A 25,278-nucleotide genomic window follows, 5' to 3' on the forward strand; every position below is an offset into this window, starting at 1 on the left:
CTTGTTTACACAGATAAATACTTATAAAATAGCCCAATCATGTGTTATCGCGGCTGCTGAACCCGATCAACTCATGAGTTTTATCTATGGACATTACACAACAATATTTTGAAAATGAATTAAACCGCAATCGCGCTTGGAGACGTAAGGTAAATTATTTACACCGTGGTCGAGATTGCAGACATACTTCAACCCTTTGGAAACCAGAAAAAGACTGGAAATTACTTTGGAACAGATCGTTAAAAAGATCTCGCTCGAAACAATTAAGAATTGAATATCCACGTATTTCTTCTGCCAAAAGACGAAAACAAGCACAATATGATTTTTGGAAGACTGCTGATTGAATACCCTTTTTATTTGTAGTCGTAACCAATGGCGTAGCCCCACTGCCGAGCGTGTCTTTGCAGTGGGCTATGGCATTTCCACACGTTCCGCTGGAACAAGTAAACACGCCAAACATCGTATTTCTGCCAAAGATATTGCCTGGGCAGATATGATTTTTGTCATGGAGCAAAAACATAAACAAAATATCAAAGAGAAATTCCCCAACCAGTTACAACATAAAAAAGTCATGGTGTTGGATATTCCAGACGATTATCACTATCTGGATGAAGAGTTAATTGAAATTTTAACAGAGGCTATGCAACCCTATTTGCCTTAAATGCTAAAGACCTTGCCATCAATCAGTATGACCAATTCATAATCAAAATGATGACAAAACAACCTTAAATTGCCATAACTCAACCCGATCAATATTTAACAATAAAATAAATGATGCAGAATCCACTAAAAGTATTTTCTATCCTTAAAACCTTCACGCTTATCTTGGTGATATGCGCGCTTCTGTTCAGCTTTAGTTTTATATTTAGATTTTCTGACTCAAATTCAGATGAGATTCCTTTTACTGCGACTACAGAAAAACTTGGGATATTTCAAAAATATAACAACAAAATCTATGCCGCTGTACCCAGCAATGGTGATTATTTGATCCCAGAAGCAGATGTTCAAAGTTTTTATTTACCCAATGATAATTACCAATACCGACAACTAGGTGCAGATAAACTACATGTCTATTGTGGCAATATCATCCTAAAAGGTGTGCAACCTCAACAGGTGAAGACCATTGGCGATGGTTATTTTACTGCTGGAAAAGACACTTGGTATTGCTCCCCCTCCACCGAACGAAATAAGGATTTAGCTGCGCTTCGAGAAGTGTGGCAAATCATGCAACAAAATTTTGCTCTAGGCTCAAAACCACAAAGCTATCTCTACCCCTATTTTAAACTTGAACGAGGTAACTGGCCTTATCGTGTTAATTCCGAAAATGATACGGCAAGTAATGGGACATTCACCTATTTTCAAGGGAAATTGCTTTCTGAAGCCAATCCAGAACAACTCAAACTTGTATTAGGTGAACGTAACTATGCCTATCGAGCGGATGGAAAAAACGTCTACTACAACAACACTTTGCTCGATTTAAAAGACAATGGAAAACTTTATAGTATTGAAATAGACGGTTTAAATAACCAATATTATTTACTCAATCCTGTCGATGGTATGGTCTATGTCAACGAATTTGCCTTTGATCCCCAATACGCGCCTTATCATCTATTAAGCGAACATGGCGATCATATTAACCATGCTTTGTTTTATAACGACACGGGGATTTATTATTTTGATCTGAATAAGAAAAAAATGCGTCGCGCAGGTGATAGTCCATTTTTAGGCAAAGCATTTAAAGAAATCGCACCGCTGATTTTTTCTGATGGCACACAACTACTCTATCTGCAAGCCAGTGAATATCGCAGCAATAAAGGATCAGCCTCTTCCAAATCTACCCATATTCTAAAATTAGCTGAACCACTTCATTCCACATGGCAAAAACTTGGAGATGTAAATTACAACTATGGCACTGTATGGAAAAATGGCAATGCATTTTACTATTTTGATCAGTTGGGAAATAGCCAACTGGTCAAGGCCACGATTTATCGTATTCGTGACCCACAAACGATTCAAAATTTACTGAGAACTCAACCACGCACTGACGATATTCGACAATGGATTGATGAGCAAAAGATGGTTGAAGCCAAACACACAGAATTGCTCGAAGTAGAGACAACTAACCGCTCAGACAAATATTGGGGCTTATTTGTTCCGATCATTTTCGTAGCAATTTTTAGTATGCTGATGTGGATATTTAAACGGTTTAATTTAAATTTTGCCCCATTTTATATACGCAATCATAAACTGATCGTCAGTAATTTGATGATGACCTCTTATCCTTTAGATCAGATCACATGTGTTGAATTTAGTACCCGTATGACTACGGCTAATGGAGGTTATCTTGGGCACTTTCAAATTTTACAACGCAATGGGAAACGTAGCAGAATCTTTAATTTTAGTACGCAATTACGTTTACGGAGTGACTCACAAGTAGAATTAAATCAATATATCCAACAACTCAGAAATGAGTTAACACGCCATGGTATCCAGAATACAATACGAAGTTAGCGTGGTACCAACTAAATATCGCATTGGCAATTACATGATCTCAATATATTTTTGATCAGTATTGAGTGCACAATATCCACATTATTATTTTGAGCTTTAACATGAAAATCTGGTTATCTCTTCTAACTTTGGGTCTTTTTACCTTTTCTTCTGCACATGCAGATATTCAAACTTTGCAGCAAAACTTAAAAACCAAATATCCTGAGATTCAGGTGAAATCGGTACAAAACTCACCAATTAAAGATGTTTATGAAGTCTATATGGGTGGACGTATTGTTTATACCAATGAAGAAGCAAAATATTTCTTTGTCGGCAATTTAATTGATCTTAAAGAACAAAAAAACCTGACCGAAGAACGTATGCAAGCCCTAAAAAGTATTGATGTAAAATCATTACCGTTGAAACAAGCCATTAAGCATGTCAAAGGTAAAGGTGAACGTGTAATCTACGTATTTAGTGATCCTGACTGTCCATATTGCCAACATCTTGAAAAAGAATTAAAAAATATCGACAACTTAACCGTTTACTTATTTTTATACCCAATTACCCGTTTACATCTAAATGCTGAAAGTATTTCACAGCAAATCTGGTGCTCTAAAAACCAGTACCAAGCGTGGGAAGACTATTTAATTGACAAGAAACAACCGACTTCAAACAAGTCATGTACGACCCCAATTGAGAAAAACATTGCTTTAGCAAAATCACTCGAAGTCGATGGTACACCGACATTCTTCTTACAAGATGGCACCCGTATTTCAGGCGCACGTGAGGCAGGCGAAATTGAATTACTCCTCAAAGCAGTAAAATAACAGCCCACAGCCTAGAGAATAAAAAATTTCTCTAGGCTTTAATGTTGTTAAAATATCCTTAATTCTTTCTTATTTATAAATAAATTAAAATTTAAATACACTAACTTATACAATAGGCATGTTTACATTTATAATTTTCAAATTATGATAAAAACGTCCTCAACAATGTTCTCACACCATAAATGGAATTATGTTGAAATTAAAACAAGGTATATCGTCAAAATGAAAAAAATTCTATTCGCTACACTACTCAGCTTTTCATGTATTTCTGCATTTGCAGCAGATACAGCTAAAAGTAACGTTGACCCTGCATTTGTCAAAGCACAAGAGCTGATTCAAGCAAAAAACTATCCTGCGGCCTATCAAGAACTTGAACGTCTTGCAAAAGCTGGCAATGCACAAGCCTTATATAACTTAGGCTATTTAACCCAAACAGGACAAGGCACAACCAAAGACGATAAGAAAGCTTTGAAATATTATCAAGATGCTTCAGCAAAAGGCTATCCAGTTGCAAGTTATGTCTTGGCGCAAAGCTATGCGGTAGGTCAATTGGGCTTAGCCAAAGATGAAAAGAAAGTTCGTGAATACTTAGAAAAGTCCTCTGCTCAAGGATTTGATGATGCTACAGTGGAACTTGCGGTTTTATTATTTGCTGAAGGCACACCCGCATCTGACAAACTTGGCTTACAAAAACTTGATCCTTTAGTGAAAAAAGATTTTGCACCTGCAATTCATGCGAAAGCGTTGTATGACATCACCGATGGTTTAAAGAAGAAGAATGCAGCCGCAGTCAATCAAGGTTTAAAATCAATCCAAGATTTAGCTAAAAAAGGATATATCCCAGCATTAATGGCTGTCGGAAATATGCTGACCAATGGCAATATCATTGATCAAAATCTGCCAGAAGCACAAAAGATTTTCTCAGAACTTGCTAAAAATAATGTACCTAAGGCAAAAGAATCTTTGGATGTTGTAAACAAACTGATTGCTGAAAAAGGCAAAACACCTGCTCCCAAAGCACCAGCAAAAAAATAAGCAGCTCTTAAAAAAAATACTCTCGCAAGAGAGTATTTTTTTACCACCAAATACCAATCAAAACACTCACTACAATAAAACTCAGTAAAGTACTTATCATCAAAGGTGTCAGTGCTTTTTCATTTAAACCATAGACTTGCCCAAAAATTCCAAATATAGAAGGCATAGGCAAAGCGGCAATCAAGGTACCTGCATAAATCATCTTTTGATCCAAATCGGTTAAATGAGTCAAGCCTAAATAAACCAATATCGGCATACAGATATTTTTAGAAACCACCAAATAAATAGTTTGTAGATTAAGTGATTGAATCGTAATCCCAACCATCCCACCACCAATAATAAATAACGCTAAAGGTGAGGCAGTCTGACCTAACAAGGCAAATACTTGGTCTAATACATGTGGAATTTGAATTTCGAAGATCGCACAGCTCATGCCAATCATCACTGACAAGAACAATGGATTTTTAAATAAAGTCAGAAATGTTGTTTTTAAAATGGCGGCTAAATTGGCTTGTCTTTGTCGCCCTATTTCTGCCAAGGTTAACATCAGCGGTACAAGAAATACGCTTTCAATGATCACAATCAGTGAAATATAAATCATGGCTTCACTACCCATCAGCAAAGTCAAAATTGCTGCGCCCAGTAACCCGGTATTGGACATTGATGCGCCAAGTGAAAACACAGAAGCATGGGTAAAATGATTGTTAAAAAGCTTTTGCCCTAAAATAAAGGCCAACATAAATAGAGTAAAAGTAACCCCTGCATAAACAAAGAAATAAGCAGGATACCAAATCTCATGTAAATCTTTTGCAGCCAGTGCATGAAGTAATAAAGCAGGTAATGCAATTTTGATTACAAAAGCACCAATTGCAGTAATTTGCTCTTTAGAGATCAATTGGATTTTGACAGATATAAAACCCAAAAATAACAGGAAAAATACTGGAAAAATTACTGAAAAAATCATTCAAGCCGTTCCTTTTCCAGATCATACAAATAAAGATATATCCTAGAATATATCTTTATTCAGTTTAAATACGTTTAAAGAATAATGAGTGAATCAAAACTGTTATGCCATCAATATGCTGAGAACAAATCTTTGATTCCGTGCGGCTGACAACGTAAATATTGTGGTGCAATCGAGATTTTCGCACCCAATTTTGCTGCGGCATGCCAAGGCCAGCGTGGGTCATATAAAATCGCTCTTGCCAATGCAATTGCATCTGCTTCGCCTTGTTGAAGGATCTGTTCAGCTTGTTCAGCTTCGGTAATTAAGCCCACCGCAATGACAGGAATATTCACCTGTTTTTTAATCGCATTTGCAAAAGGCACTTGGTAATTTGCACCCACTTTAATATCTTGTTGAATATGTAATCCCGCAGAGGATACATGGATATAAGCAGCACCAAGTTGCGCTAAAGCTTTTGATAAGCCAATGCTTGATTCAACATTCCAGCTATTTTCTGCATCCATCCAGTCGGTTGCAGAAATACGTACACCTACTGGGTAGTCAGTTGGTACAACTGCTCGAATGGCTTGAAAAACTTCTAATGTAAAACGAATACGATTTTCAAAACTTCCACCATATTCATCAGTTCGGTGGTTAGACAATGGCGACATAAATTGATGCAGTAAATACCCATGCGCTGCATGAATTTCAATCAGTGAAAAACCAGCATCTACTCCACGAATCGCCGCTTGCGCAAAGTCTTGAATAATTATTTTAATTTCATCAATGGTTAATTCATGCGGGGCAATATCATTCGGGCTAAAAGCAATATCACTGGCTGATACAGTTTGCCATCCATGTTCATGATCGGGCGCAATCTGACCTTTCCCCTGCTTGACCAACCAAGGCTTTTCAGTCGAAGCTTTACGACCTGCATGCGCAAGCTGAATAGCAAAAGGTGTTGGAGCAATGCTTTTTACCTTATTGAGTAAAGCTTTGATTTGATCTCGTTGTGTATCATTCCAAAGTCCCACATCGGCATAACTGATCCGCCCTTCGGCTTGAACCGCTGTTGCTTCAATAATACATAAGCTCGCGCCTGACAAAGCGTAACTTGCCCATTGCTGTTCATGCCAATAGGTCACTTCACCCTGATCTGTTGCCGAATATTGACACATTGGCGCAATAATAATTTTATTGCTGAGGGAGAGTGAACCAAATTGAATAGATTCAAATAACTTTGGTTGAGCAGACATAAATTATTTTCCCAATGAATTAGAACTGTTTGGTGACACTGAGTCCTGCACTCCAGTTAATACCATCAGCAGGTTCAAAGAATCGACTATTACCATCATTCACAATGACTGAACCGACATAATTTTTATCGAATAAATTATCGACTCGAGCAAAACTACGTACTTTCCAATCGTTGTTTTTCCAGATATAACCGACATTCATACTGGTTACTGTATAACTTGGTGCAGTATCTGTATTGAGATCGTCTACATAGATTTTATCCATATATCGAACATCGACACCTGCATTAAAGCCCTGCTCAGGCAACCAGCCGAAAGATACAAAGGCTTGGTTTTTTGCAATTCCGGGAATGTAATTGCCACTTTGGATAACTTTTTTAGGATCTGTGTTGGGAATGTCTGCATCAAATGTTGCATCAAGGAAACTATAACTGGCTTGAGCCGTTAAATTTTTCCACAACTTTTTATTCCAAGACAGCTCTACCCCTTGGCGTAGTGTTTTATCTGCATTTTGATAGGTTGCACGTCCATTGAGTGTTCCCGCAGAAACGATGTCATCTTGAGTATTACTTTGGAAAACTGCGGCGGTAAAATTACCTAGACGATTTTGTGCTTTTAAACCAAGTTCATAATTATCACTGGTTGAAGGTTTAAGCGCAAAGTTAATCCCTGCCGTTCCTTCTGTTGGATAGGCCATTTCGGTAAAGGTTGGTGTTTCAAAGCCTTTGGCATAACTGATATAAGTACTAAGGTCTGGAGTAACTTCCCAAGTAAAGGCAGCTGATGGGAGCAGTTTTTGATAATCGGTTTGACCGCTGTCATCGCCATTCAAACCAATGATGTAGTGATCTTTCGACTCATAATGGACATTGCTATAGCGTAATCCTGTATCTAGACGTACAGTCGGCAAAAATTGCCAAGCTGCCTGTAAATATGGATCTAAATTCCATAAAGTATTTCGTTCATCACGGCGTAAGTTGCCTTTTACCCCATATTCGCCCTTGGCATTAAAATTCTCATACCCTTGACGATCTTCATTCATCGCATCATAAGCCAAGCCTGCACTGATCCGTGTATTCGGTAACAAGTCTTTGCCAGTCCAACGTAAATCAGCACCATAAAAATCTCGTTCGAAATCAATCACTCCACCTGCATGACGTGGATTCTTTTGAGCAGAACTTGGAATAGACTGGTATTGAGTCACTTCACGATGACCAATATAAGCCATACTATAAAGCTCTTGTTGATCATTCAGGGGCTTAGTCCAATTGATACCTGTCTGTGTTTGGTTAATATCTTTACGAACGTCATAGATGTTTTTACTGTCATTGACCTGTTTAGGATTTTGCTTCCATTGCTCACGAGTCAAACCTTGTGGATCATCAGCGGAAATATCTACATGATTGATCAGCCAATTGATCTTAGAACCATCATCTAAGTCCCACGTGAGTTTGGCATTGCTCAACACTTTTCTTGCGGCACTATGATCCCGATAACCATCGGTATCAAAATAAGAAGAACTGATCACATAGCTCGGTTCATTGGTTTTATCTGCACCACCTTGTAAGGTAATGTCAGCGCGGCCTTTATTATTACTGCCACCTGAATATCCTAACTCGACCGAATCACGCCCTGTTCCTTCTTTGGTTGTGGTGAGAATAGTCCCCCCAGAGGAGTTTCCATACAGTGATGAAAAGGGCCCACCAAGCACTTCAATATGATCTAAGCTCGTTAAATCAATATTTGAAGTTTGGCCTTGTCCGTCTGGCATCGTCGCAGGAATCCCATCGACATAAAGACGAATCCCACGGACCCCAAAAGTTGAACGTGCGCCAAATCCGCGCATAGACAGTTGTAAGTCTTGGGCATAATTCTCACGATTATTGAGCTGTAAACCCGGAATTCCTTTGAGTGTTTCAGTGAGGTTTACCCCAATATTATTTTGATTCTGTTGTTGATCGATTCTATATACCGATGCTGGGGTGTTTAATATGCTGGTATCAGAGCGTGTTGCTTCAATTTTAATGGTTGGAAGTTGCTGGGTAGAATTTTGCTGAATGGAATCTTGAGATTCCACTTCAGCATATAAGCTCTGTGTGATACATACCGTTAAGCAAAGTAGTGTTGTATTAATTTTTAGATGTTTCACTCTTTGCATAAAGGTGTCCTCGGGTGGTATTAAAAAATAATTTTAGACCCCAAGCCAACGACAAACGCATTGTCCACCTGATTGGTTGCACCAGGATGTACCACATACTGCACTAAAGGACGAAGCATGAACCATTTGGCAGGGTAATATGAGTAATTCAACTCAACATTATACTCTGCATCTTCATTCAACTGTCTTAAATTTGTTCCTAAACGAGCACCATTCACATAATTAGTATACCGATCGTTCAAATGTACCCGATTTACCGCTAAACCAAGAATATCGTTTGGCTGACCATCAAACAGACCATAGTATTTTAGACCAAGTTGCTGTGAATCATTTACGGCTGTCGTCGTACGATCATGAATGGTGAAGTTACCAAAACTGTGTAAACCACGTTTCCCCTCTCCAGTTGAAGTCAATTGCTGCTCAAACGCAATCCAACCGCCATATGTACGATCTTCAGCCTTAGTTCCTGCTTTATAGCCCACATCGTACTGATTTTTAGCCTCATCAGCAGTATTGTAAAGCGTACCAATACGATAACTGCCTGGTAAATTATTCACACCCTGCTTAGGTGACCACACTACTTCAGAAAGAATATTGACACCATCGGCATGCTTTGTATCCAAATTCCAGCCTTGTCGCTCTAAAGCATTATCAGGGTTGTATTCAAACACCCCCACTTGTGCAAATAGTTCAGGATTGATGTGATATTTTAAGCGTGCGCCCCATTGTGAGACGGGTGTGTTATACCAAAGCTTACCTTGCCATTTCCCCATCTGTGCTGCACAAAAGGCATTGCCTTGGAAATCACAAGCCATGGTATTGAATTCAGTACCTAAACCCATACGACCTAAACGCAGACTTAGTCCTTGATCCTTAAAATTCTTTTCTATATATAATTCGCTGAGACGGCTCCCCGAATTACCACGTCCCCAATTGGCTTGCGAGTTTGCCCATTGTGGTGCATCTGGTGCTTGAATACCTCTGAGTGAAGTACTTTCACCTTGACGTGCTGTAACTAAAGCACGAATAGTCACATCATTCCAACCCGCCAGTTTCCCCATATCTAAGGTTGTACCCAGTCCGAATTGTGTCGCAAATGTTGGCGCTTGATGTGCATCATAACCACCATCAGCGAGATATGAACTGTCCATGGCAATGGTGCCATCAAATTTGATTCCCTTTTCTGCAAGTTCAGTCCGACTCCCATTCCAATCACCCGTCATGGTTGAGCCGTGTAAATTAAACGCATCTTCAGCTGATGCAAAAGACATCATGCTACATGCAGAGATTGCCAATAAAGGATAAGCAATTTTTTTCATGGGAAAGCCTAATCAGGAACAAAACGAATAAAGATAAACCAGTCAACTCTCAATCACTTTAACCGTCTAAATTTAATAGAAAGTTCCAGCTTTAAAATGACTATTTTTCCTGAAATATCGAGATAAAAAGAATTATTTCAGTAAACAATTCACTAGAAATTTACACATTTTTTTACATATAACTATCAGATATTTTTTATCAATTGGAAAACTTTATTTTATTAATAAACTTTATTTTAGATAACAATCACTTAGAAATAATAGTTCAATCTTATTTATCGATCATATCCATAATTTTAACCTAAAGTCGTAGGCTCAACACAACCGCCCTTTAACGCAATGCAATTCTTGCATACAATATTCAGTCCTCACACCAATGTGACAAGTGCATGCCTGAATTACCTGAAGTTGAAACAACAAAAACCAGTTTACTCCCCCTGATCGACCAGAAAGTTCTTCATGTTCAAGTGCGTGAGTCACGGTTACGCTGGCCTATTCCCGAAGATATTCAACAACTTCAAGGTCAAAAACTCGTTCGCTTAACGCGTCGTTCAAAATACATTTTGGCAGAGTTTGAAACCCATAGCATGTTATGGCATTTAGGTATGTCAGGTAGTTTTAGAATCTGTGATGAACATGAAGCACTTAGAAAGCATGACCATCTAATCATTCAGTTTGAAGACACACAGCTGCGCTATCATGACCCTCGACGTTTTGGTTGTATCATTTGGCTGAATGAGGAAAGCCAAACAAAATTGATTGATACTTTAGGACCTGAACCATTGAGTGATGAATTTCATGCCGAATATTTAGCAGAAAAGTTTAAAAATAAAAATGTCGGCACAAAAGTTGCAATCATGGATAATCATATTGTTGTGGGTGTAGGCAATATTTATGCAACCGAAAGCTTATTTAATTTAGGGATTCACCCTGCACAGCCTGCTTCGAGTTTGACGAAAGCGCAAATTCAAAAATTGGTCATCGAAATTAAACGAATTTTAAAGCAAGCGATTGATTTGGGTGGTTCAACCTTAAGAGATTATAGCAATGCCATGGGTGAGAATGGTTACTTTCAGCAGACCTTATTGGCTTATGGTCGTGCGGGTGAGATGTGTATTAACTGTGAAACCACTTTAGAAAATTTAAAGTTAGGACAAAGAGCCAGTGTGTTTTGCCCACAATGCCAGCCATTAAAGATCGCGAAGAGCATCCCACAAAAACCACGAGGAAAAAGTAAATGAAAACTGCAATCGTTCGACATATTCTCGTCAAAGATAAGGACTTGGCTGAACAACTTAAGAAGAAGATCCATGATGGCGCTGATTTTGCCAAAGTGGCCAAACAGCATTCCACATGTAATTCAGCAAAACGTGGTGGTGAACTGGGTGAAGTAAAAAAAGGACAGCTTGTTCCTGTGATTGATAAACTGGTATTTACCGCTGCTGAACGTGTACTTCATGGTCCAGTAAAAAGCCAATTCGGCTTTCACTTGGTTGAAATTAAATTTCGCATGGATTTTTAGTTTAAAGATTTACATTCTTTTGGAGACATTGAGAAATGTTCCACTATTTATCAGCAATGTTCAAATTAGAGTCACAACAACCACCATCACTGAAGCTAAATTAAAATACTTTTGCTTTTAGATCATTCAGGCATACAAGGTGTATCTATCACGTAGCACAATGACAAGGATGTTAATGTTTGCTTTAAAACTTATTGCTTATTAAAGACAACAAAACAATAAAAATCTGAGCTGTTCTCTTTAATTCAAACCCTTCTATATTTTTGAATCAATTTGCTCAGATTTAAATTCATGGATAAACTTCGCATAATCATCAATATATGATCTAAATGCTTCTTCCCGAGTGGTAAAGTAAAATATTTCATTACCATTTCTAACGATGGTTTCAGGAGATTTACCATTACAGTAACCCCCAGCTGAATAGACAGCAGACTTAAGCATTTGAAAACTTTGCTCAGCAAGCTGTTCATCCTTAAAAGCAAAAACCAGCAAAACAAAATCTGGGCGATATTGTTTTTCATCACCTAACTTAACTTTACTGATTGCCTTATAAGAGCGGATGCCCTCACCTTTTACTTGAATCACCCTATTCAGAGAACAATCATTTTCGGACCAAGAGCTACCACTGTCTTTTTCTATAAACTCAAAATTGGCTTTTAATAAACGTGTTTGTAGTGCTAACAGTAATGTTTCATTTTCATCTACCGAGTCAGTTTCTATAGTGACGTAGCGGGTATCTTCATTTGGCATTTCATTAAAAGTTAAACCACTAGCAGGTCGGCTTTGGTCCGCTTGCGTAGATGTTTGAGTATCAGCGGATTGCTGCTCTTTTGGATGCTCTGAACATGCATACAAACTGATAAGTATTGCCATAATCCCTATGTTTTTTTTCATCAGCCCCATCTCTATTTTCTTGCTTGCATAAAAAACGGTACTTGATCGTACCGTTTCATTCAACTCTTTTACAATGATTTAATAGCTTTATCAGGCTCTAGACATATTAAAATACTGTAATTTGAATCAATTTAATGAAGATTAAGCTTCAGGGCGTTTCTTTAATTCATCACGAATTTCACGCAGTAATGCAATATCTTCTGGTGTAGCAGCTGGAGCTTCTTCAGCAGGTTTACGGATTTTATTGAGGAATTTAACCAACAAGAAAACCACCCACATTAAGATCAGGAAGTTCAATACAATTGTGATGAAATTACCATAAGTTAGTACGTTAATCCCAGCTTTGGTCAATTCATCCAATGATGAAAGGTTATTTGGGTTATCGCCAAGTACGACAAATTTTTGAGTAAAATCAACACCACCACCCGTAATCACTGTGATTAAAGGCATAATCACGTCTTTAACTAATGAGTCGATAATTTTATTGAAAGCACCACCAATGATGACACCAATTGCCAAATCCATCATATTGCCTTTAATGGCAAATTCTCTGAACTCTGAAAGAATACTCATACTTTAACTCCACGCCGATTTTGCGTATTTTTTATGTGACGAAGTATACATTATGTTTCAACATATATTTCCGCCTAATTTACTCGCTTTTTATTAAAAACCAATATCCTTTTACATTTATATAAAAAAACCGCAATTTATTAAAAAATTGCGGTTTTTTTCTAGAAATTAAATTATTTCCAGTTTGAACGCTTAGCCACGTGAAGCACGTTTACGTTCATTTTCAGTTAAGAATTTTTTACGAATACGAACTGATTTAGGTGTTACTTCAACTAATTCGTCATCTTCAATAAATTCTAATGCTTGTTCAAGCGTGAATTTGATTGCAGGTGTTAACGTTAACGCTTCATCTGTACCAGATGCACGCATGTTAGTTAACTGTTTCGCTTTGGTTGGGTTCACAGTCATGTCGTCTGAACGAGAGTTCATACCTACGATCATACCTTCATAAACTTCTAACTGTGGTTCAGCAAATAGACGACCACGGTCTTGTAAAGTGAACAATGCAAACGCTAAGCAAGTACCGTTAACCATAGAGATCAACACACCGTTTTGACGTTTCGCAACTGCACCTTGTTTAGCTGTACCGTAATGCGAGAAGCTTGAAGTCATGATACCAGTACCAGAGGTAATGGTTAAGAATTCAGAACGGAAGCCAATCAAACCACGTGATGGAACAGTTGCTTCAATACGGATACGGCCTTTACCGTCAACTTCCATATTGGTCAACTCACCTTTACGGTTACCCATTTGTTCCATAACAGAACCCTGATGTTGTTCTTCAACATCAAAAGTAACGTTTTCGTATGGTTCTTGAGTTTCGCCATCAACTTCTTTCATGATCACTTGCGGACGAGAAACACCCATCTCGAAGCCTTCACGACGCATTGTTTCAATCAATACTGAAAGGTGAAGCTCACCACGACCAGAAACTTTGAAACGGTCTGGACTGTCAGTATCTTCAACACGTAAAGCAACGTTATGGATCAATTCGCGATCTAAACGCTCACGGATATTACGTGAAGTTACAAACTTACCTTCTTTACCAGCAAACGGTGAGTTGTTTACTTGGAATGTCATCGAAACTGTAGGTTCATCTACAGACAATGCCGGTAATGCTTCAACATTTTTAGGATCACAGATTGTGTCAGAAATGTTCAATGCATCTAAACCAGTGATACATACGATATCACCCGCTTGAGCAGAATCTACATCTACACGCTCTAAACCATGGTAACCCATAATTTTTAAGATACGACCGTTACGTGTCTTGCCATCTTTATCGATCACAGTCACTGGTGTATTGGTTTTTACTGAACCACGTTGAATACGGCCAACACCAATTACACCCACGAAACTATTATAGTCAAGTGATGAAATTTGCATTTGGAATGGACCATCAATATCAACTGCTGGTGGTTCAACGATATCTACGATTGTTTCGAACAACGGTGTCATATCTTCCGCTAATTCTTCAGGAGAAGGACCAGCAACACCACGTAAGCCAGAAGCATATACGATTGGGAAGTCTAACTGTTCATCACTACCGCCTAAGTTATCGAACAAATCAAATACTTGATCGATTACCCAGTCTGGACGAGCACTTGGCTTATCTACTTTGTTGATGATAACAATTGGCTTCAAACCACGAGCAAACGCTTTTTGTGTTACAAAGCGAGTTTGTGGCATTGGGCCTTCTTGTGAATCGACAAGAAGAAGTACGCAGTCAACCATAGACATTACACGTTCAACTTCACCACCAAAGTCAGCATGTCCTGGGGTGTCGACGATGTTGATGCGGTATTCAGTATTTGTACGCTTGTCTAACCATTTGATTGCAGTGTTTTTTGCAAGAATGGTAATACCGCGTTCAGACTCAAGCGCATTCGAATCCATAACACGCTCAATCTCACCCGCGCGGTCACCGAGTGCACCTGATTGTTGTAAAAGTTTGTCGACAAGAGTCGTTTTACCATGGTCGACGTGCGCGATGATGGCAATATTACGGAGAGTTTTAATATCAGACATGTAAATTCGATACGCTTTAAATTTGAGGGCAAATTATACAGAAAAATCTTAACTTTTAGTAGTGACAGTTTATTGACAGTTACAAGTTTTTTTCACAACAGCAGGCTTTTTATTTTGTAATAGTGTGTAAAGCGATTAGAATAGCGCCATCTTGCCACTTCCAATTGCTGTGCCATGTCCAATTCTAACCCCTCTCCCAATCAGAAACAGGCTCAAATTGATCTTGTTTATGGTCTAGATGATCGCCCAAAACCACTCATCGCTTTTTTTGCGGCTTTGCAACATTTACTTGCGATTATTGTTCCAATTGTAACACCCGGTTTACTGATTTGTTTAGCTTTAGGTGTTTCTCCTCAAGATACCAATATGATTCTTTCCATGTCATTGGTGATTTCTGGGGTGGCAACATTCTTACAATGTAAAAAAATTGGACCCTTTGGTGCAGGCCTCCTGATTGTCCAAGGCACAAGCTTTAACTTTATAGGTCCAATGATTGGGATTGGTTCTGCCATGGTTGCTGCGGGCACACCAGTAGAAGCGGTTATGGCATCTATTTTTGGTGTGGTCATTGCTGGCTCATTTATTGAAATGGGTGTTTCGCGTATTTTACCTTGGGTAAAAAAACTGATCACCCCCTTGGTTACAGGGATTGTGGTGCTGTTGATTGGTTTAACCTTAATTAAAGAAGGTTTAATCAGCATGGGCGGCGGCTACCAAGCTATGGAAAGTCATACATTTGCCAGTGCCGACAATCTCATCATGTCATGTACAGTGTTGGCAATTATCGTCCTTCTCAATCGCTTCAAAGTGGTTTGGGTGAAAAGTTCTGCAATTCTGATTGCTTTAGTGATTGGCTATATTCTTGCGGGTTTTATGGGCTATTTGGATTTTTCTGGTTTAAAAGATGCCCCATTGATTCAAATCCCGACACCAATGCATTTTGGAATTAGCTTCTCATGGAGCTTATTTATTCCTATGGCGTTTATTTATCTTGTCACGTCTTTAGAAGCAATTGGCGATGTCACCGCAACCTCTAAAATTTCAAATCAGCCTGTAGATGGCCCAGTGTGGATGGAACGAATTAAAGGTGGCGTATTGGTCAATGGTGCCAACTCTTTCCTTGCAGGGATCTTCAACACATTCCCAAGTTCTGTCTTTGCACAAAATAACGGTGTAATTCAGTTGACGGGTGTTGCAAGTCGTTTTGTTGGGATTTGGATTGCAATCCTGCTCATCATTCTGGGATTATTCCCTGCTGTTGCTGGTATCATTCAGGCAGTACCGCAAGCGGTACTAGGTGGTGCGGTTATGGTAATGTTTGGTGCAGTTGCTGCTTCAGGCATTAACATTTTATCGGGAATTCAACTAGACCGTCGTGCGTTATTGATTATTGCAATCTCTTTGGGTCTCGGCCTAGGGGTTGCACAAGTTCCTCAAATTTTGGAACATTTGCCAGAATTACCGCGTAATATTTTTAGTTCTGGTGTCGCAACTGGCGGGCTAGCTGCATTAATTTTGAATTTAGTTTTACCCGAAACTAAAAAATAATAAATCTATTCTTTATAATGCCCAGCTTAGACTGGGCATTGCGCTAATTTTTATTGATGGATGGTGAATATGGAGCCAAAAAGCGAAGTTGTCATTCGACAGCATGACTACCTTTCTGGACGCGTGCTATTTGTAAATGCAGCAACGGATGATCTACTTTCAAATTTAGCTCATAACATCGAAGCAAGCATTTGGACTTGGAATTACAATGAGTTTCAATATTTTCAAAATCAGCAGGCAAAGGTACATTTTGGTACTGATCTGCCAGAAGCTGAATTTGATCAAGCTGTTGTTTTTGTTCCAAAATCAAAAGAGCTACTCAACTATATCTTGCACAACTTAGTCAGTCGTTTAGCCGTTGGTGCTTCGATTTTCTTAGTTGGAGAGAAAAAAGGTGGTGTAGAACGTGCTGCAAAACAACTCCAGCCTTATGGTAGAGCCATCAAGCTTGATAGCGCACGTCATTGTCAAATGTGGCAACTCACCACAGATAAAACCGTGATAGCAAAGCCATTAGCAGAATGGGCGCAAGTCTATAATCTTCCAACACCTGCTGGAGAACTTAGCATTTGTGCACTCCCTGGTGTATTTAGCCAAAATCGTCTAGATATTGGAACTGCAGTGCTTTTACCTTATCTCAAACAAGTGACGTCTGGTAAGATTGCGGACTTTGGTTGTGGTGCAGGTGTCATCAGTGCTTATCTGAGTAAACTTAATCCGAAAAATCGTATTTTTGCTTTAGATGTCGATGCTTTTGCTTTAGCATCAACGCAAATGACTTTTGAAAAAAATAATTTACCTTTAGAACAACTTGAAATAAAAGCAGTCACAGGGATTGAAGATGCGCCATTGTTCTTACACGCCATTGTGAGTAACCCTCCATTTCACCAAGGTATTCAAACAGATTACAATGCCAGTGAAACGTTATGTAAAACTGCGAGACGACATTTAAAATCAGGTGGTGAATTATGGATTGTGGCAAACCGCTTCCTAAATTACCCATTACTCATTGAGCAGAGTTTTAGTCAATGTACGACTAAAGCAGATCAACAAGGCTTTAAAGTGCTGTTCGCCAACACTCAAAAAAGTAGTAAGGAATAACGATGAGCGAAACAGATCATCCTCAACTCCAGCGTAAGCTTGGAGCACGACATTTAAACATGATCGCCATTGGCGGTTCTATTGGTACAGGGCTATTCCTTGCTTCTGGTCAAACGATTGCCACTGCTGGACCTGGTGGTGCATTACTTGCTTATGTCCTGATTGGTATCATGATTTATTTCTTGATGACCAGTTTAGGTGAACTTGCAACCCACAATCCAACATCAGGCGCATTCTTTACCTATGGTAATAAGTATGTAGAAGAAGGTTTTGGTTTCGCACTCGGTTGGAACTACTGGTATAACTGGGCCATTACCGTTGCATTTGAATTGGTTGCCGTTCAATTCATCATGAAGTTTTGGTTTCCAGACATCCCCGGCTTTTGGTGGAGTGCGCTATTCCTTGCGATTATCTTCTGTATCAATGCCTTAACTGTAAAAGGCTTTGGTGAAAGTGAATTTTTATTTTCACTGGTTAAAGTGATTGCCATCATCTTCTTTATTGTCATTGGCTTATTCATGATTGGTAAAATCATGTTAGATCCAACAGATTCAATTACCAAGAATTGGACCGTTGGTGAAGCGCCATTTGTTGGTGGCTTTCAAGCCTTAGTCGGTGTGGCCATGATCGCTGGATTCTCGTTCCAAGGGACAGAGATGGTCGGTGTTGCAGCAGGTGAATCTAAAGATCCGAAAAAAACCATTCCAATCGCTATTAAACAAATTTTTTGGCGTATTCTCTTATTTTATATCTTGTGTATTTTTATCATTGGTACATTGGTTGCGTATACAGATCCAAACCTTGCACTTGCTGCGGAAGGTGATGGAAACATTACCCTGTCACCATTTACCCTGTTATATGAAAAAGCAGGTTTAGCATTTGCAGCAGGCTTAATGAATGCCGTGATTTTGACTGCAATTATGTCTGCAGGTAACTCAGGTATGTATTCATCAACACGTATGTTGTTTGATATGGCACGTGAAGGTAAAGCGCCACGAGTTTTCTCTAAACTCGATCTTCGCGGTGTACCTATGAATGCACTGTATGCAACAACGGCAATTGCGGCACTGTGTTTCTTAACCACCTTTATTGGTGAAAGTGTCGTGTTTACGTGGCTGTTAAACATGTCAGGTATGTGCGGTTTTATTGTCTGGTTAGGTATCGCAATCTCACATTATCGTTTCCGTAAAGGTTATTTGGCTCAAGGCTATAAACTTGAAGATCTTGCGTATCGTGCAAAATTCTTCCCTTTTGGTCCATGGTTTGCCTTTATTCTTTGTGCCATCATTATACTTGGCCAAAATGCAGAAGCTGTGCTTGATGGAAAATGGATGAGTGTCTTGTCTACGTATATTAGTATTCCGCTGTTTCTTGTTATCTGGCTTGGCTATAAGTGGAAACACAAATCTAAATTGATCGCTTATGATCAGATGGATGTACAACCCATTCAAGTCGAAAAAGAGTAAATCACTTGATGTAAATAAAGCAGCTTTTTAGCTGCTTTATTGTTTTTTATAACAGCAATTCAACGTGAATTAAAAATTAATTTGCTATGTTTCATTGACAAAGTTTTTTTTCTTTATAGAATAACGCCCATTGGATCATTTCCAACCAGAATTTTCACCTTTGATTTTAAATCAAAAAGTAGAGGAGTACGACATGCACCAACTTGAGAAAACTTTAAATTAAGATTAAGCAGTCGTCTACTCACGGGCACTGAATTAATCAAAGTGTCCGAATGTCAGTCAAACCTAGCATTCGCTAGGTTTTTTATTGTCTTTAAAATTTGAATCGATCATTGCTTTGACAATAGTGTTGTAACCGCCTTCGGACAATAAAAAATTTGCTTCGAGAAAAAAAATGAGCATACAAATGATTTTAAACGCCAAAGCAGAATATGGCGTTCCTGTAAAAATTTATACAAAAGATGTGGATGAAGAAAGCCTAACCCAACTGCGAAAAATGGCACAATTGCAATTTATTCATTCACATATCGCAGTCATGCCAGATGTACATTTGGGTAAAGGCGCAACTGTGGGAAGTGTTATTCCCACCAAGAATGCCATCATTCCTGCTGCTGTTGGCGTGGATATTGGTTGTGGTATGAATGCATTAAGACTTAGTCTAAAAGCATCTCAGCTGCCCGATAATTTAAGTACTTTACGCAATGCTATTGAAAGAAAAGTACCTGTCGGTTTTGAAATGCACAAACAAATCAAAGCAAAGGCTTCAACGCTTTCGCCCTTAGACAAAAAGCTCCAGCGTATTACAGACAAACACCCTGCTTTAAAACGCATGTTACGCAGTTTTGATGTTACATGGCAAAAGCAACTCGGAACTTTAGGTGGTGGTAATCACTTTATTGAACTGTGTATTGATGAAAATGATGATATCTGGGTCATGCTACATTCAGGTAGTCGTGGCTTAGGTAATGTGATTGGCACTTACTTTATCGAACGTGCTAAGAAAGAAGCGCAACATCGTTTTGGTCACGTGCCTGATAAAGACTTGAGCTACTTTGCAGAAGGTTCGACGAATTTTGATGATTATGTAGAAGCTGTAGAATGGGCACAAGAATATGCTTTTGAAAACCGACGTGAAATGATGCGTTTAATTTTAGAAGCGATTCGCCCTTTATTACCAAGTTTTCAAATGACCAAAGAAGCGATTAACTGTCATCATAATTATGTACAGAAAGAACTTCACTTTGGTGAAGACGTCTTTGTTACACGTAAAGGTGCAATTCGTGCAGGGCTCGATGAATATGGGATTATCCCTGGTTCAATGGGCGCGCAATCTTTTATCGTTAAAGGCAAAGGTAATCCAGATTCGTTTTGTTCATGTTCACATGGCGCAGGACGTAAAATGAGTCGCTCTAAAGCCAAACACTTGTTTAATCAGCAAGATTTGATTGCACAAACAGTAGGCGTTGAGTGCCGTAAAGATAAAGGTGTGGTTGATGAGATTCCAAGTGCCTACAAGGATATTCATCAAGTTATGGCCAATCAAAATGATTTGATTGATGTGGTCCACACACTGAAACAAGTATTGTGTATTAAAGGCTAAAGCTAAAATAACCCTCAATTTTGATCATGAATCTCAGTAAATTTCGATTTACTGAGATTCACATTTTTAATTGGATTAACAATAACGTACAGATTGAATATAAGGATCAATCACAATTGCTTGTTGACAAATTCCTTCAGCTAACCGCTGTTGTTCAAAGACAGCTTTCGGCATGGCATCAAAATTATCATAGAAACAAATTTCCTGATCATTTATCGAATAAACCAACGAATGATTTCCAACGCCTTCTAAAGTGTCATAAAAAACAATGATATTACACCCTTGTTCAATATAGACTTGAATTTCTTGATAGCTTAGCGCTGGACTAATCTGCAACCCTAACTTCTTCGCGTCTTGATAACGGACGATTTCTTTTTCATGAATATTTAAGTCTTCATCTGTATAAAAAGACAGATCAAAACCTATTTTTTTTAACCCAATCGCTAGGCCAATCGTAAAAGTGCCATCCTCTGCATCGTGATGACAAAGTTTAACCAGCTGTTGAATATCTAACTGAATTGAGTAATTTTGCAATAACATCCAAACAGCAAAAATTCCGCAATTTGATTCGAGGTCTAATAAGGCTTTAGGCAGTTGCACACTCATTCAATTTTCAAACTTGTAGAAATCACAATCAACAATTATAACGCTGTAAGATCAAATTGAGAGGCTTTATCGAAATTACTTAATTTTTAAAGTCACCGTTACTCGCCTATTTTTCACTCTACCTTCAGCTGTTTTATTATCAGCAATTGGCTTGGTTGGTCCTAAACCGAGCGTAATCAATTGCTCTGGATTAACCTGATATTCGTTTAAGAGAAAATCTTTGACAATATTTGCGCGTGTTAAAGAAACTTTATTATTTGCAGCCAAAGAACCAGTACTGTCTGTATGACCTTCAATGTAAAGAACAAAATTTTTATTGTCTTTCAATAATTGTGAGGCAACAGATAAAGCAGGTTTATACTCAGCTTCAATGTCTGTCGATTTCGGTTGAAAATATATGGACAGCCCATTTTTCAATGACTTCACTTCATTTGGATATTGTTTTTGGATTGAAACACGATTTGAATTTATTGGTGTCGACGTACAGGCATTTAATGCCATGAGCACCAGTCCTAAAATGATATATTTCATCGTTAACCTGTAATTATTAAATTCTGATTCAATTTTATTTAGATATTCTAGAATTATAAGGACTTTAAATAAAAAAGCGACTCAATTGAGTCGCTTTTTTATTCACTAAATAAAGGATTATTTAGTTACAGTACGGCTACCAGTGATTGTCGCGAATACACGACGGTTCATAGCACGACCTTCTTTAGTTTTGTTGTCAGCAATCGGTTGATCCCAAGCGAAACCTTGAGTAGACAAACGAGATGCATCGATGTTGTACTCGCTTACAAGCGCTGATTTAACAGAGTTAGCACGAGCTAAAGATAAACGTTCGTTTAACTTACGTGGACCAGTGTTATCTGTATGACCTTCAATACGAGCAGTCGCATTCGGGAATGTAGTTAACGCATCAGCAACTTTAGCAACTTCTGGCTTGTATTGATCTTTGATGTTTGATTTGTTTGTATCAAAGAACACACGAAGTTCCATGTTCAAATCTTCAGTAAGAACTTGTGGAGCTGGTTCAACTGGAGTTGGAGCAACTGGAACCACTGGAGCAACTTCTACTACAGGAGCAGCAGGCTTCAAGTGACCACCAAGAACTACGTTAAGACCTGCAAGAGCAGTATAGTTCCAGAATTTTTCGTCAAAGTTATAAGTACCACGAGCTTCAGTACGAAGAGATAAAGCATCGTTTAAGCGCCAGAAAGCACCAACACCAGCATTACCTAAAGTACCTTCTTCGTTGTTATGGTAAGACATGTCATCAAGTTTATACTTGTAATGACCAGCACCTAACAATACATACGGTTTGATTTTGCTGTCATAGTTTTTAGTGATCAAATCAGAAGTAGCATAAAAGTTACCGTTGATTTGAGTTTGCTTGTATTCAGAACCAGCTACGCCAGTACCGTCAAGATCACCTTTAACTTGGTTATATTCAGCTTCAAAACCTAACCATGGAGTAAGTTCTACACCAAGTGCAGCACCAACGAATAAATCGTCTTGTAATTCAGGGCCGTTAGTTAACTCGCCTTTATTACCACCATTGTTGTGTTGAGAGTCTTGGAAAGTGTAACCAAGTAGTAAAGGTGTAACAGTTACACCAGCATTAGCAGCAGCGAATGGAGCGGCAACAAGCATAGCAAGTGCGATACGACTCAATTTCATGGATATCCTCCAGAGATAACAATTGTTGTTCAAGCTTAGCCTAAAATTTATTGGCTATCCTGAGATAAATTTTAATACCCCAGTATTATTTTTAAGCTACTCACGTTGAATCATACAAACACTTGAGGCTTTTTCCAAGTGCTTGATAACTTTAATCAAGTAAATTATTGACAAAATTACTTACAATTTCCGTTGTAATTCGGTAACTTTTTACTCAATTTTTTTGCGTGGATCGCTTATCTTTTTGCTACGTGCATTTTAGCAGTAAAAGAAACTGATAGTAATAAATATTTTACTACGTTAACATTTCAATTAAATTTAATAGAAAAATCATTATTTTTCAAATAAAAAACAAGACTTAACAGAAGACCCAAAGATGTATTTTTATTGTAAAGCGCGAGGTCTTACCTTGTTCGAGCTTATTACCACTATTTGTATTCTTACAATTATCTGCTTAATCTGTTTGCCCCATTATCACAATTGGATGCAAAAACAAGAGATTAGAATCATTTCCACACATATTCAACAGCATGTTTCTTATGCAAGAAGTCAAGCTTTAGTTCGACATACCACTGTAGTGATTTGCTCATCTGAAGATTTAATTCGATGTGAAAAAGATAAATGGAACAAAGGATTACTTATTTTTACAGACAAAAATAAAAACAAGCAGATTGATGACGATGATCACATACTCCTCAAAACTGAAAATAAAATTAAATATGGCAAGCTGACTTGGGTGGGAAGTGCCAGTAGTAGAGATGTATTGACTTTACAAGGTGATACAGGTTTACCCAGAGGTTCACCTGGAAGTTTCTATTATTGTAGCCAATATGATGCAGAAAATAATAAGCGCTACAAAATCGGACGAATGGGCGCGATAAATTTAGGACCACCACCTGAATGTTAAAAACTGTTCTCTACGGTCAGCATATATTCAATCGCGAGACTTTATTCTTATACTATTTTTTATATACTGCTTAGGTTTTGGATATATTCACAGAATAATCATTTGGAGATTAAAACAATGACTGACATCGTAATTGTGAATGGTGCACGTACAGCTATGGGTGGTTTTCAAGGAAGCCTGACCAGTTTGACTGCGCCAGAACTAGGTGCTGCGACGATTAAAGAAGCCATTGCCCGTGCGGGCTTACAACCAAATGATGTACAAGAAGTCATTATGGGGTGTGTTTTACCTGCGGGTTTAAAACAAGGCCCGGCACGCCAAGCGATGCGCAAAGCTGGTTTACCTGATTCAACTGGTGCTGTAACCATTAACAAATTGTGTGGTTCAGGCATGAAAGCAGTCATGCAGGCTGCGGATGTAATCAAAGCAGGTTCAGCAGATGTGATTGTTGCTGGCGGTATGGAATCGATGACCAACGCACCTTATCTTTTGCCAAAAGCACGTAGCGGCTATCGTATGGGCCATGGCGAAGTAAAAGACCATATGTTCTTTGATGGCCTAGAAGATGCTGAAACAGGTCGTTTAATGGGTTCTTTTGCCCAAGATATGGCAAATAGCAAAGGCTATACACGCCAACAGATGGATGATTTTGCGATTCGTTCTTTACAACGCGCACAAAAAGCCATTACTGAAGGTTGGTTTAAAGACGAAATCGTTTCTGTCACAGTTTCAAGCCGTAAAGGCGATGTTGTTATCGATCAAGATGAACAACCATTTAATGCCAATATCGACAAAATTCCTAGCTTACGCCCTGCGTTTGCCAAAGATGGAACGATCACTGCAGCCAATGCCAGTTCAATTTCGGATGGCGCATCTGCGCTGGTTTTAACCTCTGCGGATCATGCTAATGCAAAAGGTCTTCAACCTTTAGCAAAAATTGTTGCCTATGCTTCAAACTCACAACACCCCTCTGAATTTACCATCGCCCCAGTAGGTGCAATCCAAAAGGTACTGAATAAAACCAGTTGGGATGTTCAAGATGTTGACTTATGGGAAATCAATGAAGCATTTGCTATGGTTACCATGTGCCCTATCGATGAATTTAAATTGGACGCTGAAAAAGTCAATATTCATGGTGGTGCATGCGCCCTCGGACATCCTGTTGGTTCTACAGGCTCACGCATCATCCTGACCTTGATTCATGCTTTAAAACGTACGGGTGGTAAAAAAGGTATTGCTGCGCTTTGTATTGGTGGTGGTGAGGCAACTGCTGTAGCGATTGAAATTCTTTAAGCATTTCAATCCTTGAATTAAAAAGA

At 38.6% G+C, this 25,278-nt stretch carries 23 protein-coding genes; 13 read left to right on the plus strand and 10 right to left on the minus strand.

The features are described from left to right. The first annotated feature begins 86 nt into the window (after positions 1 to 86). From L3V46_RS18055 to L3V46_RS18075, 5 genes are all read left to right on the plus strand, one after another. Positions 87 to 344 (plus strand): hypothetical protein, encoded by a 258-nt coding sequence (locus L3V46_RS18055; protein ID WP_239046415.1) that lies wholly within the window; start codon positions 87 to 89, stop codon positions 342 to 344. Further along, the gene (locus tag L3V46_RS18060) at positions 341 to 661 is read left to right on the plus strand and encodes a protein tyrosine phosphatase (protein WP_239046416.1); all 321 of its coding nucleotides are present in this window, start codon (positions 341 to 343) and stop codon (positions 659 to 661) included. The genes L3V46_RS18055 and L3V46_RS18060 overlap by 4 nt, the downstream gene beginning before the upstream one ends. Positions 662 to 771: 110 nt before the next feature. Beyond that, complete coding sequence (locus L3V46_RS18065; protein ID WP_239046417.1) at positions 772 to 2,511, plus strand: DKNYY domain-containing protein; 1,740 nt, start codon at positions 772 to 774, stop codon at positions 2,509 to 2,511. A gap of 101 nt (positions 2,512 to 2,612) precedes the next feature. Further along, on the plus strand, positions 2,613 to 3,320 hold the full coding sequence (locus L3V46_RS18070) for a DsbC family protein (protein WP_239046418.1): 708 nt from the start codon (positions 2,613 to 2,615) through the stop codon (positions 3,318 to 3,320). A 222-nt stretch (positions 3,321 to 3,542) separates the two neighbouring features. Continuing rightward, positions 3,543 to 4,355, plus strand: a complete 813-nt coding sequence (locus L3V46_RS18075) for a tetratricopeptide repeat protein (RefSeq protein ID WP_004722989.1) — start codon at positions 3,543 to 3,545, stop codon at positions 4,353 to 4,355. A gap of 40 nt (positions 4,356 to 4,395) precedes the next feature. Here L3V46_RS18075 and L3V46_RS18080 read toward each other — a convergent pair whose 3' ends face one another. The 4 genes from L3V46_RS18080 to L3V46_RS18095 all read right to left on the minus strand — a co-directional run bounded on the left by L3V46_RS18080 (position 4,396) and on the right by L3V46_RS18095 (position 10,034). Then, positions 4,396 to 5,319, minus strand: a complete 924-nt coding sequence (locus L3V46_RS18080; protein WP_239046419.1) for an AEC family transporter — start codon at positions 5,317 to 5,319, stop codon at positions 4,396 to 4,398. A 110-nt stretch (positions 5,320 to 5,429) separates the two neighbouring features. After that, positions 5,430 to 6,557, minus strand: coding sequence for an NADH:flavin oxidoreductase/NADH oxidase (locus L3V46_RS18085; RefSeq protein WP_239046420.1), 1,128 nt, complete (start codon positions 6,555 to 6,557; stop codon positions 5,430 to 5,432). A gap of 19 nt (positions 6,558 to 6,576) precedes the next feature. Further along, complete coding sequence (locus L3V46_RS18090; protein ID WP_239046421.1) at positions 6,577 to 8,715, minus strand: TonB-dependent receptor; 2,139 nt, start codon at positions 8,713 to 8,715, stop codon at positions 6,577 to 6,579. A 20-nt stretch (positions 8,716 to 8,735) separates the two neighbouring features. Continuing rightward, on the minus strand, positions 8,736 to 10,034 hold the full coding sequence (locus L3V46_RS18095; RefSeq protein ID WP_034610001.1) for a carbohydrate porin: 1,299 nt from the start codon (positions 10,032 to 10,034) through the stop codon (positions 8,736 to 8,738). A 389-nt stretch (positions 10,035 to 10,423) separates the two neighbouring features. On the opposite strand from L3V46_RS18095, the gene mutM reads away from it, so the two are divergent. After that, positions 10,424 to 11,275, plus strand: coding sequence for a bifunctional DNA-formamidopyrimidine glycosylase/DNA-(apurinic or apyrimidinic site) lyase (gene mutM, locus L3V46_RS18100; RefSeq protein ID WP_004722995.1), 852 nt, complete (start codon positions 10,424 to 10,426; stop codon positions 11,273 to 11,275). Next, a complete protein-coding gene (locus L3V46_RS18105; RefSeq protein WP_004819160.1) occupies positions 11,272 to 11,556 on the plus strand; it encodes a peptidylprolyl isomerase in 285 nt (94 codons plus the stop codon). The genes mutM and L3V46_RS18105 overlap by 4 nt, the downstream gene beginning before the upstream one ends. Before the next feature lie 255 nt (positions 11,557 to 11,811). Here the strand turns inward: L3V46_RS18105 and L3V46_RS18110 are convergent, their stop codons facing one another. From L3V46_RS18110 to typA, 3 genes are all read right to left on the minus strand, one after another. Next, on the minus strand, positions 11,812 to 12,450 hold the full coding sequence (locus L3V46_RS18110) for a hypothetical protein (RefSeq protein ID WP_004819158.1): 639 nt from the start codon (positions 12,448 to 12,450) through the stop codon (positions 11,812 to 11,814). A 141-nt stretch (positions 12,451 to 12,591) separates the two neighbouring features. Beyond that, positions 12,592 to 13,023: a large conductance mechanosensitive channel protein MscL gene (gene mscL, locus L3V46_RS18115; protein WP_004723003.1), complete on the minus strand. Its 432-nt coding sequence runs from the start codon at positions 13,021 to 13,023 to the stop codon at positions 12,592 to 12,594. A 192-nt stretch (positions 13,024 to 13,215) separates the two neighbouring features. Next, positions 13,216 to 15,051: a translational GTPase TypA gene (gene typA / locus L3V46_RS18120; RefSeq protein ID WP_004723004.1), complete on the minus strand. Its 1,836-nt coding sequence runs from the start codon at positions 15,049 to 15,051 to the stop codon at positions 13,216 to 13,218. Between the two features lie 174 nt (positions 15,052 to 15,225). Between typA and L3V46_RS18125 the strand changes: the two genes are divergently transcribed. The 4 genes from L3V46_RS18125 (at position 15,226) to L3V46_RS18140 (ending at position 20,766) form a co-directional block, all read left to right on the plus strand. Then, on the plus strand, positions 15,226 to 16,599 hold the full coding sequence (locus L3V46_RS18125; RefSeq protein WP_004819155.1) for a uracil-xanthine permease family protein: 1,374 nt from the start codon (positions 15,226 to 15,228) through the stop codon (positions 16,597 to 16,599). A 69-nt stretch (positions 16,600 to 16,668) separates the two neighbouring features. Continuing rightward, positions 16,669 to 17,700, plus strand: coding sequence for a class I SAM-dependent methyltransferase (locus L3V46_RS18130; protein ID WP_239046422.1), 1,032 nt, complete (start codon positions 16,669 to 16,671; stop codon positions 17,698 to 17,700). A 2-nt stretch (positions 17,701 to 17,702) separates the two neighbouring features. Beyond that, positions 17,703 to 19,166 (plus strand): amino acid permease, encoded by a 1,464-nt coding sequence (locus L3V46_RS18135; protein ID WP_004723010.1) that lies wholly within the window; start codon positions 17,703 to 17,705, stop codon positions 19,164 to 19,166. A 394-nt stretch (positions 19,167 to 19,560) separates the two neighbouring features. After that, the gene (locus L3V46_RS18140) at positions 19,561 to 20,766 is read left to right on the plus strand and encodes an RtcB family protein (protein WP_034609996.1); all 1,206 of its coding nucleotides are present in this window, start codon (positions 19,561 to 19,563) and stop codon (positions 20,764 to 20,766) included. Between the two features lie 75 nt (positions 20,767 to 20,841). On the opposite strand, the gene L3V46_RS18145 is transcribed toward L3V46_RS18140, so the two are convergent. The 3 genes from L3V46_RS18145 to omp38 form a co-directional block, all read right to left on the minus strand. Then, entirely contained in the window at positions 20,842 to 21,372 is a 531-nt protein-coding gene (locus L3V46_RS18145; RefSeq protein ID WP_239046423.1) for a cysteine peptidase family C39 domain-containing protein, read from the minus strand. A 75-nt stretch (positions 21,373 to 21,447) separates the two neighbouring features. Next, positions 21,448 to 21,903, minus strand: coding sequence for an OmpA family protein (locus L3V46_RS18150; RefSeq protein ID WP_056514835.1), 456 nt, complete (start codon positions 21,901 to 21,903; stop codon positions 21,448 to 21,450). A 117-nt stretch (positions 21,904 to 22,020) separates the two neighbouring features. Then, a complete protein-coding gene (gene omp38, locus L3V46_RS18155; RefSeq protein WP_239046424.1) occupies positions 22,021 to 23,052 on the minus strand; it encodes an outer membrane protein Omp38 in 1,032 nt (343 codons plus the stop codon). A gap of 484 nt (positions 23,053 to 23,536) precedes the next feature. Here omp38 and L3V46_RS18160 point away from each other — a divergent pair, with 484 nt between their 5' ends. Together L3V46_RS18160 and L3V46_RS18165 are read left to right on the plus strand one after the other, a co-directional pair. Further along, positions 23,537 to 23,959: a GspH/FimT family protein gene (locus L3V46_RS18160; RefSeq protein WP_239046425.1), complete on the plus strand. Its 423-nt coding sequence runs from the start codon at positions 23,537 to 23,539 to the stop codon at positions 23,957 to 23,959. 117 nt (positions 23,960 to 24,076) lie between these two features. Then, entirely contained in the window at positions 24,077 to 25,252 is a 1,176-nt protein-coding gene (locus tag L3V46_RS18165) for an acetyl-CoA C-acyltransferase (RefSeq protein ID WP_239046426.1), read from the plus strand. Positions 25,253 to 25,278 lie beyond the last annotated feature (26 nt).

This window comes from Acinetobacter sp. AG3 (assembly GCF_022343575.1).
Taxonomy (GTDB): domain Bacteria; phylum Pseudomonadota; class Gammaproteobacteria; order Pseudomonadales; family Moraxellaceae; genus Acinetobacter; species Acinetobacter guillouiae.

Excerpts from the sequence above, each read along its gene's own strand:
- mscL (WP_004723003.1), bottom strand. The coding sequence starts at position 13,023 with ATGAGTATTCTTTCAGAGTTCAGAGAATTTGCCATTAAAGGCAATATG.
- L3V46_RS18145 (WP_239046423.1), bottom strand. The coding sequence starts at position 21,372 with ATGAGTGTGCAACTGCCTAAAGCCTTATTAGACCTCGAATCAAATTGC.
- L3V46_RS18140 (WP_034609996.1), top strand. The coding sequence starts at position 19,561 with ATGAGCATACAAATGATTTTAAACGCCAAAGCAGAATATGGCGTTCCT.
- L3V46_RS18070 (WP_239046418.1), top strand. The coding sequence starts at position 2,613 with ATGAAAATCTGGTTATCTCTTCTAACTTTGGGTCTTTTTACCTTTTCT.
- L3V46_RS18110 (WP_004819158.1), bottom strand. The coding sequence starts at position 12,450 with ATGAAAAAAAACATAGGGATTATGGCAATACTTATCAGTTTGTATGCA.
- L3V46_RS18085 (WP_239046420.1), bottom strand. The coding sequence starts at position 6,557 with ATGTCTGCTCAACCAAAGTTATTTGAATCTATTCAATTTGGTTCACTC.
- L3V46_RS18090 (WP_239046421.1), bottom strand. The coding sequence starts at position 8,715 with ATGCAAAGAGTGAAACATCTAAAAATTAATACAACACTACTTTGCTTA.
- L3V46_RS18065 (WP_239046417.1), top strand. The coding sequence starts at position 772 with ATGATGCAGAATCCACTAAAAGTATTTTCTATCCTTAAAACCTTCACG.
- L3V46_RS18105 (WP_004819160.1), top strand. The coding sequence starts at position 11,272 with ATGAAAACTGCAATCGTTCGACATATTCTCGTCAAAGATAAGGACTTG.
- mutM (WP_004722995.1), top strand. The coding sequence starts at position 10,424 with ATGCCTGAATTACCTGAAGTTGAAACAACAAAAACCAGTTTACTCCCC.
- L3V46_RS18075 (WP_004722989.1), top strand. The coding sequence starts at position 3,543 with ATGAAAAAAATTCTATTCGCTACACTACTCAGCTTTTCATGTATTTCT.
- L3V46_RS18130 (WP_239046422.1), top strand. The coding sequence starts at position 16,669 with ATGGAGCCAAAAAGCGAAGTTGTCATTCGACAGCATGACTACCTTTCT.
- L3V46_RS18165 (WP_239046426.1), top strand. The coding sequence starts at position 24,077 with ATGACTGACATCGTAATTGTGAATGGTGCACGTACAGCTATGGGTGGT.
- L3V46_RS18135 (WP_004723010.1), top strand. The coding sequence starts at position 17,703 with ATGAGCGAAACAGATCATCCTCAACTCCAGCGTAAGCTTGGAGCACGA.
- typA (WP_004723004.1), bottom strand. The coding sequence starts at position 15,051 with ATGTCTGATATTAAAACTCTCCGTAATATTGCCATCATCGCGCACGTC.
- L3V46_RS18125 (WP_004819155.1), top strand. The coding sequence starts at position 15,226 with ATGTCCAATTCTAACCCCTCTCCCAATCAGAAACAGGCTCAAATTGAT.
- L3V46_RS18080 (WP_239046419.1), bottom strand. The coding sequence starts at position 5,319 with ATGATTTTTTCAGTAATTTTTCCAGTATTTTTCCTGTTATTTTTGGGT.
- L3V46_RS18160 (WP_239046425.1), top strand. The coding sequence starts at position 23,537 with ATGCAAAAACAAGAGATTAGAATCATTTCCACACATATTCAACAGCAT.
- L3V46_RS18095 (WP_034610001.1), bottom strand. The coding sequence starts at position 10,034 with ATGAAAAAAATTGCTTATCCTTTATTGGCAATCTCTGCATGTAGCATG.
- omp38 (WP_239046424.1), bottom strand. The coding sequence starts at position 23,052 with ATGAAATTGAGTCGTATCGCACTTGCTATGCTTGTTGCCGCTCCATTC.
- L3V46_RS18055 (WP_239046415.1), top strand. The coding sequence starts at position 87 with ATGGACATTACACAACAATATTTTGAAAATGAATTAAACCGCAATCGC.
- L3V46_RS18150 (WP_056514835.1), bottom strand. The coding sequence starts at position 21,903 with ATGAAATATATCATTTTAGGACTGGTGCTCATGGCATTAAATGCCTGT.